The sequence below is a fragment of the Microvirga aerophila genome (genome assembly GCF_003332305.1).
GTDB classification, from domain to species: domain Bacteria; phylum Pseudomonadota; class Alphaproteobacteria; order Rhizobiales; family Beijerinckiaceae; genus Microvirga; species Microvirga aerophila.
The window spans coordinates 109,680-123,580 of sequence record NZ_QOIO01000002.1 but is presented as its reverse complement, the minus strand read 5'-3'; the positions used below and the strand labels follow the sequence as shown (position 1 = coordinate 123,580).

Here is a 13,901-nt window from a genome sequence, read left to right as displayed (position 1 = left end):
GAGAACCTCCATGCCGGAACGGACGAGGCTAGAAACCGCAGCGCCCTGGATTGAACTGCGCACCACCCGTGAGGATTGGGACAAGGCGGATCCGGCTCTGCTCGGCGAAATGCTCACGCAGATGCATCTCATCCGGGCTTTTGAGGAGACGGTTCTCGACCTGGCAGGGGAAGGACTCGTACATGGCCCCGCCCATTCCTCCATCGGACAGGAAGGCGGCGCTGTCGCGTCCATTGTCGGCCTACGCGCGAGCGATCAGGTCAACGGCTCACACCGTGGTCACCATCAATTCTTGGCGAAGGCTCTGGCTTATGTAGCGCCGCACCTGGATCCGAAGGCGGACATCTCACCCGAGGTCGAGCAGGTGCTTCACCAGACCCTGGCCGAAATCCTCGGCCTTGAGCCAGGCTTCGGGCACGGCCGAGGCGGCTCCATGCATTTGCGCTGGGCCGAGGCTGGGGCGCTCGGCACCAATGCAATCGTGGGAGGCGGCGTGCCGCTCGCGGCGGGCGCGGCCATGGCCCACAAGATGGCCGAAACAGGCGACGTCGCCATAACGTATTTCGGGGACGGCGCCGTCAATATTGGCGCGGCCCTTGAAACGATGAATCTTGCGGCGGCTTGGTCTCTGCCGATGTTGTTTTTCGTCGAGAATAACCTGTACGCCGTTGCAACCAGGGTCGAGGAAGTTACGCGTGAGGCCCGTCTCTCCGGGCGGGGTTGCGGGTTCGGCATCCCGTCATGGCGCGTCGACGGCATGGATCCGCTGGCGGTCCATCTTGCAACCCAGGAGGCCCTGGCGCTCCTGCGAGAAGGCAAGGGTCCTGCGCTGATCGAGGCTGAGGTTTATCGTTTCTTCCACCAGAACGGCCCCCTGCCTGGCTCTGCTTTCGGTTATCGCAGCAAGGAGGAGGAGGTCGCCTGGCGCGCCCGTGACCCGCTCAAGCGCACGGCTGACGAGATGGTCAGGCGCAATCTTGTCAGCGATGCTGATGTGTCCGACCTCCGCGACCGGTGTAAGACGGTCATGACGCGTTTGGCGGAACGCCTTGTCGAAGCTCATGGAAATTCGCGGCGCATCCGGCCTGACATGTGGCCCGACGCTGCCTTTGTCGACGTAGGTATCAGGGGCGATCTGCCGGATTGGAACACCGTGAGGATCGTGGAGAGCGATGCGTATTACGGACCCACCAAAGAGCGGAAGTTCGTGGACGCGATTGCCGACGTTCTGCACCGACGTTTCGAGACCGATCCCTCCCTTGTGGTCATGGGAGAGGATATTCACCGGCTGAAAGGCGGCACCAACGGAGCAACCCGAGGCCTTGCCGACGCTTTTCCCGGACGTGTACTGGGAACCCCGATCAGCGAGGCCGCCTTTACTGGGTTGGCCGGCGGAATGGCCATGGATGGCCGCTACCGGCCGATCATTGAATTCATGTATCCGGACTTCATGTGGGTGGCGGCAGACCAGGTCTTCAACCAGATCGGCAAGGCCCGCCATATGTTCGGCGGCGACACCAACGTGCCGTTGGTTCTACGCACCAAGATCGCCATGGGTACGGGTTACGGCTCACAGCACTCGCTCGATCCTGCGGGCATGTTCGCCAGTTCACCTGGCTGGCGCATCATCGCACCATCCACGCCTCATGATTATGTGGGCCTCATGAACGCAGCCTTGCAGTGCCGCGATCCTATTCTGGTAATCGAGCATGTCGACCTCTATCAGACGATGGGCGCTCTGCCGGCCGATGATCTCGATTATGTCGTCCCGCTGGGGAAAGCTCGCGTTGCCCGTTCCGGACGAGACCTGACCGTACTCACCTATTCGGCCATGGTGACGCGCTCCCTTGAAGCCGTGGAGAGACTTGGGGTCGATGCCGAAGTCATCGATTTGCGGACTCTCGACCGCACCTCCATCGACTGGGAAACGATCGGTAACAGCATTCGTCGGACAAACAACGTTGTCATCGCCGAGCAAGGATCCGTCGGCACGTCCTACGGGGCGATGCTCGCGGACGAAATCCAACGGCGCTACCTGGATTGGCTCGATCAGCCGGTTCAGCGCGTGCATGGTCGGGAGGCTTCTCCCACCATTTCCAAGGTTCTTGAGCGAGCGGCTTTCGCCGGAAGCCGGGAAGTCGCCCAAGGTCTTGCTCTTGCCATGGCGGCCAAAGGGACTCCCGTCGATGGAGCGCGTCTCAACGAGGCTTTCAGATGAGCACGTCGTCCGATCTTGCCGATCGCCTGCAAAGCTATCTCGGCCCCGCCGGCGTAATCACCGATTGGCGTGATCTGGAATCGTATGCGGTTGATTGGCGCAAGCTCTTTCCCGGCAAGCCTGCCTGCGTGGTCCGCCCGAATTCGACGGAGCAAGTTGCACAAGTCGTGCGGATCTGTCGCGAGGCCGGAGTTCCGATCGTACCACAAGGCGGAAATACCGGATTGGCGGGCGGCGCCGTTCCGGATGCATCAGGCACCCAGGTCGTTTTATCGCTCAACCGCATGGCGGCGATCCGGAATGTCGATCCTATCGGTATGACAATCGAAGCCGAGGCAGGCTGCATTCTGAAAGTTGCGCAGGATGCCGCCTCCACGGCAGGCCGCCTGCTTCCCATCAGCCTGGCGGCCGAGGGGTCGGCTACGATCGGAGGCGTTGTTGCGGCCAATGCCGGCGGCGTGAATGTGCTGCGCTACGGAATGACCCGCAATCTCGTCCTTGGCCTTGAGGTTGTGCTACCCGATGGCACGATCGCCAACGGCTTGCGCAGGTTGCGCAAGGACAATGCTGGCTACGACTGGAAGCAACTCTTCATCGGTAGCGAGGGTACGCTTGGAGTTGTAACGGCGGCGGTCCTGAGACTGCTTCCAAGGCCCAAGCACTCCGTCACTGCCCTGCTGTCAGTGCCTGACCCAGACGCGGCTTTGACGCTTTTCGGGCTCGCCCAGGATGATTTGGGCGATCAAATAACCGCCTTTGAGCTGATTTCCCGGACATCACTCGATCTCGTCGCGAGACATGCTGGCCTGAAGCCTCCGATCGCCGAGGGCGAGTGGTTTGTGCTCATCGAGGCGGCGTCCAGTCTGGCTGGGCTGCGCGAGGCTGCCGAGGCGATGCTCGGCTCCGCTTTTGAGCGTGAGATCGCCCTTGACGGAGTCATTGCCGAATCCGGCGCACAGGCGGCGCAGTTGTGGGCCCTGCGCGAGCACGTGACGGAATCCGAAGCGAGAGAGGGCAAAAGCGTCAAGCATGACGTCTCCGTGCCGCTCACAGCCGTTCCACTGTTCCTGGTCGATGTTGGCAAAGCCCTCGCTGATGAAGTGCCCGGAACCCGGGTGAACGCCTTCGGACACTTGGGTGACGGGAACATTCACTACAACGTTCTGATCGAGGACGGTCACGATGCTGGCGCCGTCAATCGTATCGTGCACGACGTTGTTGCGTCCCATGGCGGCAGCATCTCGGCGGAACATGGGATCGGGCAGTATCGTGTCGGTGAGCTGGTAAGGTATCGCTCCTCGGTGGAAATGGAGCTTGCCCGAAAGCTCAAGCTTGCTCTCGATCCGCAAGGACTTCTCAATCCAGGCAAGGTGCTCTCGCCCTGACTATCGCATCGGCATCATGAGGCTGAGTTCCTGAAAGATTATTGTCATGGAATACTTTGATTATATCATCGTTGGAGGCGGGACGGCTGGATGCGTGCTGGCAAACCGTCTGACGGAATCCTCAAAGTACAAGGTTCTGGTGCTTGAAGCCGGTGGTGCTGACAGCGGGTTTTGGATCCCGATCCCGGCCGGCTTCAGCAAACTTCTCACGAACGCCAAGTATAATTGGCGATTCCAAACCGAGCCCGAGGAAAATGTCCATAACCGCACCATTGTGGTGCCGCGTGGGAAAGGGCTCGGCGGATCAACGCTGATCAACGGCATGATCTTCGTCCGCGGCCAACCCCAGGATTATGATACCTGGGCACAGCGTGGAGCGACAAGCTGGAGCTTCCAGGACGTCCTGCCGTACTTCAAGAAATTGGAGAGCTTCGAAGACGGCGAGAGCGAAATGCGAGGAGGAAGCGGACCTCTCAATGTGGTTCGCGTGTCCGAACGCCCGGAGATCTCGGAAGCGTTCATCGAGGCGGCGCAGGAAGCCGGTTATCCGAAGAACCCCGACTACAATGGGGTCGATCAGGAAGGCTTTGGTTATTATCAGGTCAATCAGCGGAAGGGACGCCGCTGGAGCGCCGCAGATGCCTATCTCCGCCCTGCCATGTCGCGACCGAACCTCGAGGTGCGGACCCATGCTCATGTCATGCGCATTGATTTCGAGGGACGTCGGGCTGTCGGCGTGACCTATCGAGTTGGGAGTGAAGAGAAAAAGGTTAGGGCGCGAGCCGAGGTGATCCTGACAGCGGGATCCATTCAGACGCCGCACCTGCTCGAATTGTCGGGGGTCGGGGACCCGAACACACTCGGGTCTGTCGGAATTCCCGTGACCCACGCGCTTCCCGGCGTAGGCAATAATTACATCGATCATTTCGCAACGCGGATGAACTGGCGCGTCAAGCTCCCTGTTACCCTCAACGAGATGACGAGGGGATGGCGACTTGGCGCAGCTGTCGCTCAGTACTTTTTGACCCGTAAGGGCATTTTGACATTTGGCACCGGCCTAGCTCATGGCTTCGTCAAGACGAGGCCGGAGCTCGAAACGCCGGACGTGCAGTACTTCTTCATGCATGCGAGCTACGCGAATGCCGGTGAGCGCAAGCTCGACCGGGAGCCTGGAATGACCATTGGCGTCACGCAGCTGCGCCCGGAGTCCCGAGGCTCGATCCATATCAAGTCGCCGGACCCTACTGTCCCCCCAGCGATCCGGCCGAATTTCCTTTCGGTCAGAGCCGATCAGGAATCCCTGATTGGCGGCATGAAGATTGCCCGGAACATTGTCGAGCAGCCGGCGATGGATCGGTACCGAGCCTATGAGATGAATCCGGGGCCGGAGGTGAGCACCGATGATGAATGGCTCGATTTCGCTCGGCGCAACGGCCAGACCATCTATCACGCGATCGGCACCTGCAGCATGGGCAAGGGCCCGCAAGCGGTCGTGGATGAGCGCCTGAAGGTTTATGGGCTTGAAGGACTTCGTGTTGTGGATGCGTCCATCATGCCCACCATGGTCTCGGCCAACACTCAGGCCGCTGTCTTGATGATTGCCGAGAAAGGAGCTGACCTCATCAAAGCCGATGCTCGCCAAAGCGCTTGATAGGAATCACATCTGAAGCCCATCGAGCCGTCCTTCGAGATAAAGCAAGGTCATTACCCAGGATGAGGCCTGAAGGGCAGCCGCTCAATCCACTCCTCCACTGAACAGCCGCGCCGATCAGAATAACAGACAGGGAGAACTTGAATGACAAACTTCACGTTTCATAGCCCGCCACGCGTGATCTGTGAGATTGGAGGGTTAAAGCGAATTGGTACTCTGATGGCTGGGCTGGGTGTCAGCCGGGCGATCGTAATCTGCGATGCCGGTATCGCCGCCTGCGGATTTGCGGGACGTGCAGTTGCTGCTTTGACCGCGGCTGGCATGACCGCAACGGTGTTTGACCAGGTGCAGGCGGATCCGCCTGTGAGGGTCGTGCGCGCAGCCGTGGAGGCAGCCCGCAACTTCGGGGCGAACGGCATCGTCGGGTTGGGTGGAGGAAGCTCACTGGATACGGCGAAGCTGGTGGCGCTGCTTATTCATTCCGAACAGCCCATCGAAGAAATGTACGGCACCGATCTGGCGCGGGGTCAACGGTTGCCATTGATCCAGGTGCCGACCACTGCGGGCACAGGGTCTGAGGTGACCTGGACATCGGTGGTGACCAGCGAGGCCAATGAGAAGAAAGCGATTTACTCCTCCCAGCTTTTGCCCGATGTCGCACTCCTGGATGCGGAACTGACGCTGGGCATGCCGGCACATGTGACCGCTGCTTCCGCGCTAGACGCCATGGTGCATGCCATCGAGGCCTACACGAGCCGCACACGCAAGAACGTGGTTTCCGATACGCTCGCCGTGAAGGCGCTGGACTTGCTGGGAGGAAACATCCGTAAAGTTGTGGCCGATGGGACCGATATCGAGGCTCGCTCTGCTATGCTCCAGGGCTCGATGTTGGCCGGGATGGCCTTCGTCAATGCGTCGGTTGCGGCTGTCCATGCCTTGTCCTACCCCTTGGGTACCCGATTCCACATCCCGCATGGTCACAGCAACGCTCTGGTCATGGGACCGGTGATGCGGTTCAACATGCCGGTCGCCGAAAAGGAGTATGCGGAGCTCGCCACCCATCTGCTGCCAGGGCATCGCTTCGTTGATGCCTCTGCCGCCGCCGAGGCCTTCGTGTCCGAGCTTGAACAACTGGTGGCGTCGGTCGGATTGGAGACGCGATTGAGCCAACTCGGCGTCACCGAGGCAGATATTCCCGAGATGGCCCGCGAGGTCACGGTCGGCATTCAAAGACTTCTCGCCAACAATCCCCGCGATATGAACTCGGAAGAGGTTGCTGGCCTTTATGGCGCTGTCCTGTAAAGCGCTCGATCGGGCCACAGGACCGGCTTGCGGTCGTGTCTCTGGAAGACGCTTCAGCTCCGGCGCGCAGATGCCGCTTCGGCGCGACTTGCATAAGCACGGGCCAGAACCGCGCAGACCACGAGCTGGATTTGATGGAAAAGCATGAGCGGCAGGATGACCACGCCGATCATCGCGGCCGGGAACAAGATGCTTGCGATCGGAACCCCGCTGCCAAGACTTTTCTTGGATCCACAGAACACAATGGCAATCTCGTCCGGACGGGAGAATCCGAACAGACGGCTTGCACCTGTCACGACGAAAAGAACCGTGGCGAGGAGAACGCAGTTGAGGACGATGAGAACGGCGAGATCACGCGCTGACAATTGGTGCCACAGGCCATTCAGAACTGCTTCGCCGAAAGCATAGTATACCACCAGCAGAATAGCCCCCCGATCAACGATCCCGGTCACGGTCCGGTGTCGTTCGACCCATTGGCCGATCCAGGGTCGCGCCAAGTGTCCCACGATGAACGGGACGAGGAGTTGCATGACCACGGAGCCGATGGCGCTCAATGGCACGCCGCCTTGCGTATTCATGAGAAAGCTCATGAGGAGCGGCGTAAGGAATACACCCAGCACGTTCGATGCGGACGCGCTGCACACGGCGGCAGCCACGTTGCCATGGGCGATCGACGTGAAGGTGATGGAGGATTGAATAGTCGATGGCAGAAGGCAGAGGTAGAGTATGCCTAAAGCTATCCCCGGCGCCAAAATCGGCTGGAGGCTCTTGCTCAGCAGGAGGCCGAGGAGCGGGAACAGAATGAACGTGGCTGCAAAGACGGTCAGATGCAGTCGCCAGTGGACGATGCCGCCGACAATTGCCTCCCGCGGCAGGCGAGCACCTTGTAGGAAGAACAGAAGCGCGATTGAACCGGCAATAACGATCTTGAGGACCGGTGCGGCGGCTCCGGTTGCAGGCATGAGGGTAGCTCCGATCGCGCTTGCCAGCAGAGCCAGGGTGAAGCGATCGGGCCGCAAATGCGACAGGAGGGTCATCGGTCATTTGCTCCGGCTGATGATTGCCGACCTATTGTCCGAAGAACCGTGCATCCTGCTTGCGGCGTAAGGTGAGCAGAGCCGAGGTGCCCGGAAGGTCAAGATCCTTCATGCGGACTTCCTGTCCCTTGCGGACTGGCGCTGCAAACCGACAATCAGCCGCAAGATAGAATGGTGCAGGTGCATTGTCCGACAAAGAGCCAGCGGGTCTAAACTCGGCGGTCAAGCCGGAGATCGTATGATGGTGACCACCCATGGATAGAACTGTACCGGCCGGCAAGTCTTCGGTTGCGACGGCAATCAGGTCATAGCGGGGTCGGTAGTCGGACCCGTAGCCGGACACATTGTGGATCGCAGCATCCAGAATGCTGGTTGCAGCTTCGAGCCCGAGGAGGTGCCGCGGCAGGAAGACCATCGCTGTCTCGCCCGTGCGGCTGACGATATGCCCCTTCTGGGCCAGCATCTCCCAGCTCGCCGCATTCTCACACCGGATGGCTACGAAGACGCCACCTGCAAAGCTGATCTCGTCGGGTTTGCGAAGGCAGTGGAACACGTCGAGACGACGCTCGCCTGAAAGGATGCCGCCGCCATCTCGATGGGAGAAAATCGTCGGCACCTCATTGATGCGGGCGAGGGGGGCGTGGAGGTCCATACGGTCGGGCTGAAGGCCGGTAGCATTGGCGACGACCATGAGCTCGCATAGATCCGGCACAGCTCTTTGCGGAAAACCTGCAATTGCGGCGTCTCGTGCTGCGAGAATTTCTCGGACGTCGCGCTCGCCCAAGCTCCAGTGGCTTTCAAGATCCACTCCCTCCGCCAGCCGCTCATTGCTGGTCAGACGCCGCGACGAAGGATCGTAGACGAAATCATACTCGCTGGATTTGCCCGCCGCGATCACGCTAAAGCCCATCACTTCGGCCCAGGTTGCAAGGCCGATGAGCAAGCTCGGTTGATCGCCGTCGACCGTGGTGACGACCAGATCATGCTCCGCCGCGAGATGCTTGAGGCCTGGTCCAACGACACTGTCGAGTTCCTTGGTGACGAGCGCGAGATGCTTCCCCGCTTCAACAGCGATGAGCGCATGGCGCGCAGCCGCCAGGGGCCGCCCCGTAGCTTCGACGATGACGTCGACGGGAAGGTCAGCCACCGTGGCAAGATCGCTGACGGCGATGTGGTCGCCTCGATCCCAGGCGGCTTTGGCATCTTGAGCAGAATCGCAAATTCGGATTTCTCGAGGGTCGATCCCCGCAGCCCTCAATCCGGATGCAGCGGCTTCGGAGGTAATGTCGACTGCGATTCGTGCGTTCATCAGAGGAACGCGTCGGGCTTGGGCAAGAAAGCTCTGACCAAAGCCGCCTGTACCCACCACGCAGGTTTCAACAGGGCGGTCCGCTTTTGCATAGTAGGTATGGTAATTCATCGCGAACTCCTCCGCCCGATGCGATTGGGGTCATCGGTTTGATTATAATTGATCCGGCAATCTAGTATCTTGAGTGCAGGCTATCGCAGCATGTTCCAGGCCTTCAGAAAGAAGTCCGGGGCGCCGAAATTACCTGACTTGAGGGCGAGGGCGAGATCTGTCCCGGCGAGGGTTCTGGTCCATGGAACTCCAGGGTCGATCTCCGGCCCAATGGTGAGGGCATCGACGCCAAGAGCGCCGACCACCGCTCCTGATGTCTCGCCGCCGGCGACCAGGAGGCGTGTGAAGCCCAGGGCCGGTAGGGCGCGCGCGATCTCCGCCAACACCCTCTCGACCATTTCCCCTGCGTTCATGCGACCAAGTTTGCCCTGAACGTCCTGCACCTCGTCGGGCGTTGCCGTCGAATAGACAAGGACAGGGCCGCCTGTCTCCTGTGCTCCGATCCATGCGAGCACGGCTTGCGATGTGAGCTTTCCGGACGCGAGGTCCATGGGGTCGATGCGGAACGCCGGAACGCCTCTCTCGATGGCGATCTCTACCTGCCGCCTCGTGGCGCTCGAGCACGAGCCAGCCAAAATCGCCTCGCGTCCCGCGGGCGCGTCGAAAACACCAGAAGGTGAAGCGACCGAGGCATGGTCTCCTCGATAGGCTGCGGGCAAACCCATAGCGACTCCCGACCCACCGGTAATGAGCGGAAGTTCTGCCGCTGCAAGTCCAATGGCGCGCAGGTGACTATCCGTTATCGCATCAACGATCACGATCTGATGGCCGGCTGCCTTCTCCCTGTCGAAGGCCTTGCGGATGGCATCGGGGCCGCCCTCGACATCCTCGAAGGCGACGAGGCCCACGGAACATCCTGTCTGCCGTTGAAGCACGCGAACGAGGTTTGAATCGCGCATGGGTGTCAGAGGGTGATCCTTCATGCTGCTCTCGCTTAGCGGCACCCCATTCACGAACAGATGACCCTTGTACACCGTGCGCCCGTTCGCCGGAAAAGCCGGGCAGGCAAGAGTGAAGTCACTGTTTGTAAAGGAGAGAAGCGCCTCCGCGACGGGGCCGATATTGCCCTCGTCGGTAGAGTCGAAGGTGGAGCAGTACTTGAAGAAGAGATGCTGGGCGCCTGCCGCGCGCAAGGAGTTTGCTGCGGCCAAGGATTGCTCGACGGCTTCCTGCGCGGGGATCGTTCGCGACTTGAGCGCCACGACGACAGCGTCGGCGCCCGATAGATCGAGGCTCGCATCCGGCACGCCGATGGTTTGAACCGTCTTGAGCCCTTCTCGGGCGAGCATAAGCGCCAGATCCGTTGCGCCCGTCAGATCGTCTGCGATGCATCCGAGTTTCATGCTGTGATCTCTCTCGAGCTGGATGGCGTGGTGTTGCCGGATAAGGCCCGGAGCCAGCCGAGCCCGTCCTCAGTTCGCCCACGGGGCTTGTACTCGGCTCCTATCCAGCCCTGGTACCCAAGGCGGTCGAGAACGCTGCAGATATCGCGGTAGTTGACCTCGCCTTCATCCGGTTCGGCACGGCTCGGTACTGCTGCAATCTGCACGTGCCCGATGATGTCCAGGTATGTCTTGAGTCGAGTCGTCAAATCGCCCTGCGTGATCTGCGTGTGGTAGCAGTCGAACATAATCTTCACGTTCGTCCGACCGACTTGGTCAATGATCGAGGCTGCCTGTTCGATGCGGCTGAGGAAGTAGTTCGGCTTGTCGCGATGATTGATCGGCTCGAGGAGAACCATTATCGAAGCTTGCGCGGCCTTGTCGGCGGCTTCTTTCAGATTCGACACGAACGTGCGCTCGGCAGCAGCGAAATCCTCGGCGCTCACGACGCCTGCCATGCAATGGACGGCTGTCGCGCCGATTGCTGCTCCGTATGAGAGCGCCTGATCGACTGTCTGCTCGAACTCGCTCTCCCGGCCCGGCAAAGCTCCTAGGCCGAAATCGCCTGCTGCGGCGTTGCCGACGGCCGTATTCAAGCCAAGCATCGTCACCTGAGCCTTGGTGAGGGCATCGCGCATGTCGGAGGCTGGCACCTGGTAAGGCCAGTGCATCTCGACAGCCCGGAAGCCAGCCGCCGCGGCGGCGGTAATTCGATCGGTTTCGGGTCTTTCCGTGAAGAGAAAGCCCAGATTGGCAGAGAAGCGGGGCATCGGTTCATCCGCATTTGTGGGAGTGTTGATGGGGAAGCGAACAGGACTCATGAGCGGTCTCGGGCGCTTCGGCGCCAATCGCTTCATCCAGGCCGAAATGATCGACAAGATCTCTCACCTGGGCCCGGCTTAACAGGCGCGGATTCAGTCCATGCAAAAGAAGACGGAGTTTGGCTGTCTCCTCCAATTCTTCAGTTGCGTAGACAGCCGCTTCCAAATCCTTGCCGGCGACGACGGGACCGTGGTTGGCGAGGAGCACGGAGGTATAGCGTCCTGCGAGGCCATGGATCGCGTCCACGACCGCAGGATCTCCCGGACGGTAATAGGGAACCAGGGCAGTTCGCCCGACACGCATGACATAATAGGCGGTCATCGGCGGGAGTACATCGGCTGGGTTCACATCCGGCAGCATGGAAACCGCGACCGAATGGGTGGAGTGCAGGTGGACGATGGCCCCTGCATCCTTGCGGGTTGCATAAAGGGCGGAGTGGAGGGGTAGCTCTTTCGTCGGTTGGTCCCCAGACAGCAGGCGGCCGTCGGGATCAAGCTTGCTCAACTGGGCAGGGTCGAGAAATCCGAGAGAACTATTCGTCGGAGTTGCGAGCCAGTTTCCATCCCCCAGCCGAACCGAGATATTGCCGGATGATCCTGCGGTCAGACCGCGCTCGAACAGGGAGCGGCCGAAGCGGCAGATGGTTTCGCGGAGTTGGCTCTCATGGCTCACGTTGGCGGCCCTTGGCGAAGTGTGGCTGGGGTGCCTTGCGTCACCGGCGTTGAGCCGGCGGCGCGAGGCGTTCTCGGTATTTAGATAGAGTTCCTGACGCGCTCCCAGGTTCTCTCCATATGAACCGTCAGGACTTTGGACAGGCGCTCCGCGTCTCGCGCCTCAAGCGCGCTGATGATTTCCTCGTGATCGGCGACGGCCGCAGCCCATTTTTCGGGGCCCTCGTTGCCGATATACCGGATCCGCCGCAGACGGGCCTGCAAAGTTCCGTGGACGTAGGCCAGGGCCTCGTTCTTCGTGAGCCGGAGTATGGCCGAGTGGATATTTTGATTTAGCTTGAAATAGGGCAGTCGGTCGCGGCTCGCATACATCTCCATCATATGATCATGCAGACGCCTGACTTCGCGAATGTCCTTATCTGTGGCCTGTTCACAGGCGAGACGACCCGCGAGCCCCTCAAGAGCCCCAAGGACCACCAGGCTGTCATAGACATCCTTGGCGCTGAACTGCCGAACCACGGCACCCCGGCCTGGCGACAACTCGACAAGCCCCTCGCTCGCAAGAAACTTGAGCGCCTCTCTCAGAGGCGTGCGCGACACGCCGAGCTTGCCGCCCAGGTTTCCCTCATGAATCCGGGTGCCCGGAGCTAGTTCGCCCTCGATGATCATGTCGCGCACCCGCGCCACGATGGCCTCGTGCAGGCTCTGTCGGGCAATGGGTCCACGCCCTTCGAAATCTTCGAGCAAGGAGTGCGAAGCCTCGGTTGCCATTGGTCGATCCATCTTTGGAATATCCGCCTGTCATAACGCCTGCGGTTGCACCATGCATCCATTATATCGGATGCTACGCACGTGCAAACAAAATTCTGTATGCAGAATACTTGCGTACACGGAATGGGCCTGTTAGTGTCCTTACGTCATCTTAGAAGAGGTTGCTGTGAGCGCTCGTTCCTCATCAACAAAGCCCACCGTCGCGTTTGCCATGGGCGATCCGGCCGGCATCAGCCCAGAGCTTGCGGCCAAGCTCATAGCATCCGACGAGATTCGGTCTCAGGCGCACTTGGTGATCTATGGCGACCGTCGGATCCTGGATCAGGGCGCTAAAGTTGCTGGCCTCGGCGTTGATGTGGACGCAATCTCGCCGGATGACGCGATCCCGGTAGATTCTACGCGTCCGGTTTTCGTCGACTTGCAAAACCTCAGCTTGGACCAGGTCACGCCGGCAACCGCGACCCTTGAGGGCGGCTTGTTCGCGACGGAGAACTTCCGGCGCGCCTTGCTCCTGGCGCAGTCGGGCCGCGCAGATGCTGTCTTCTTCACGCCATTCAACAAGAAGGCGATGCGCCTCGCCTATGATGGATATGACGACGAAATCCGTTTCGTGCGCGACGTCCTGAAGACGAGCGCCCCGGCGAGCGAATTCAACGTTCTGGGTAATCTCTGGAATGCCCGCGTGACGTCTCATATTCCCCTGTCGCGAGTTGCCTCCGCAATCTCCGAGCAGGCGATCCTGCGCTCCCTAACTCTGGCGGACCGCTGCATGCGCGCAGCTGGCTTCAACCCGCCGCGCATCGCTGTAGCCGGGCTCAACCCTCATGCAGGCGATGGCGGGAATTTCGGTCGAGAAGAGATTGACGTGATCGAGCCTGCCGTCCAGCAGGCTATTGCCCAAGGTCTCACGGTCGAGGGGCCATTTCCATCGGATACCGTTTTCCTGCGGGCCAATAACGGCGATTTCGACGCTGTTCTGACCATGTATCACGACCAAGGTCAGATCGCCATGAAGCTGATGGGCTTTGACCGCGGCATCACGCTGATCGGCGGCTTCCCGTTCCCGATCTGCACTCCTGCTCACGGCACCGCATATGAAATTGCCGGCCGCGGAATCGCCAATCTCGGCGCAAGCCGAGAAGCCCTTTTACTCGCGATCCGTATGGGTTCTGAGGTACTGGCAAGACGACAAGCCGAGGGCGGGACTGCGCCGGAACTAGCGGTGGCTGGGGCCTCATAACG

11 protein-coding genes are annotated in these 13,901 nt (G+C 60.5%); 5 read left to right on the top strand and 6 right to left on the bottom strand.

Annotated elements, in window-relative coordinates; all coding sequences use genetic code 11:
- Positions 1–10 precede the first annotated feature (10 nt).
- The 4 genes from DRB19_RS01835 to DRB19_RS01820 all read left to right on the top strand — a co-directional run bounded on the left by DRB19_RS01835 (position 11) and on the right by DRB19_RS01820 (position 6,556).
- Entirely contained in the window at positions 11–2,218 is a 2,208-nt protein-coding gene (locus DRB19_RS01835) for an alpha-ketoacid dehydrogenase subunit alpha/beta (RefSeq protein ID WP_114184321.1), read from the top strand.
- Complete coding sequence (locus DRB19_RS01830; RefSeq protein WP_114184320.1) at positions 2,215–3,603, top strand: FAD-binding oxidoreductase; 1,389 nt, start codon at positions 2,215–2,217, stop codon at positions 3,601–3,603. Before DRB19_RS01835 ends, DRB19_RS01830 begins: the two co-directional genes overlap by 4 nt.
- A 46-nt stretch (positions 3,604–3,649) precedes the next feature.
- Entirely contained in the window at positions 3,650–5,254 is a 1,605-nt protein-coding gene (locus tag DRB19_RS01825) for a GMC family oxidoreductase (protein ID WP_114184319.1), read from the top strand.
- A 144-nt stretch (positions 5,255–5,398) separates the two neighbouring features.
- The gene (locus DRB19_RS01820) at positions 5,399–6,556 is read left to right on the top strand and encodes an iron-containing alcohol dehydrogenase (RefSeq protein WP_114184318.1); all 1,158 of its coding nucleotides are present in this window, start codon (positions 5,399–5,401) and stop codon (positions 6,554–6,556) included.
- A 53-nt stretch (positions 6,557–6,609) separates the two neighbouring features.
- On the opposite strand, the gene DRB19_RS01815 is transcribed toward DRB19_RS01820, so the two are convergent.
- The 6 genes from DRB19_RS01815 to DRB19_RS01790 form a co-directional block, all read right to left on the bottom strand.
- A complete protein-coding gene (locus tag DRB19_RS01815; protein ID WP_114184317.1) occupies positions 6,610–7,593 on the bottom strand; it encodes a bile acid:sodium symporter family protein in 984 nt (327 codons plus the stop codon).
- A gap of 31 nt (positions 7,594–7,624) precedes the next feature.
- The gene (locus tag DRB19_RS01810) at positions 7,625–9,013 is read right to left on the bottom strand and encodes an NAD(P)H-dependent oxidoreductase (protein ID WP_114184316.1); all 1,389 of its coding nucleotides are present in this window, start codon (positions 9,011–9,013) and stop codon (positions 7,625–7,627) included.
- Positions 9,014–9,093: 80 nt separating this feature from the next.
- A complete protein-coding gene (otnK, locus tag DRB19_RS01805) occupies positions 9,094–10,356 on the bottom strand; it encodes a 3-oxo-tetronate kinase (RefSeq protein ID WP_114184315.1) in 1,263 nt (420 codons plus the stop codon).
- Complete coding sequence (locus DRB19_RS01800) at positions 10,353–11,165, bottom strand: hydroxypyruvate isomerase family protein (protein WP_114184314.1); 813 nt, start codon at positions 11,163–11,165, stop codon at positions 10,353–10,355. The genes otnK and DRB19_RS01800 overlap by 4 nt, the downstream gene beginning before the upstream one ends.
- Positions 11,166–11,169: 4 nt before the next feature.
- Positions 11,170–11,889, bottom strand: a complete 720-nt coding sequence (gene otnC, locus DRB19_RS01795) for a 3-oxo-tetronate 4-phosphate decarboxylase (RefSeq protein ID WP_114184313.1) — start codon at positions 11,887–11,889, stop codon at positions 11,170–11,172.
- Positions 11,890–11,969: 80 nt separating this feature from the next.
- Positions 11,970–12,659 (bottom strand): GntR family transcriptional regulator, encoded by a 690-nt coding sequence (locus tag DRB19_RS01790; protein WP_114184312.1) that lies wholly within the window; start codon positions 12,657–12,659, stop codon positions 11,970–11,972.
- 211 nt (positions 12,660–12,870) lie between these two features.
- Between DRB19_RS01790 and DRB19_RS01785 the strand changes: the two genes are divergently transcribed.
- Positions 12,871–13,899, top strand: coding sequence for a 4-hydroxythreonine-4-phosphate dehydrogenase PdxA (locus tag DRB19_RS01785; RefSeq protein WP_114184311.1), 1,029 nt, complete (start codon positions 12,871–12,873; stop codon positions 13,897–13,899).
- Positions 13,900–13,901 lie beyond the last annotated feature (2 nt).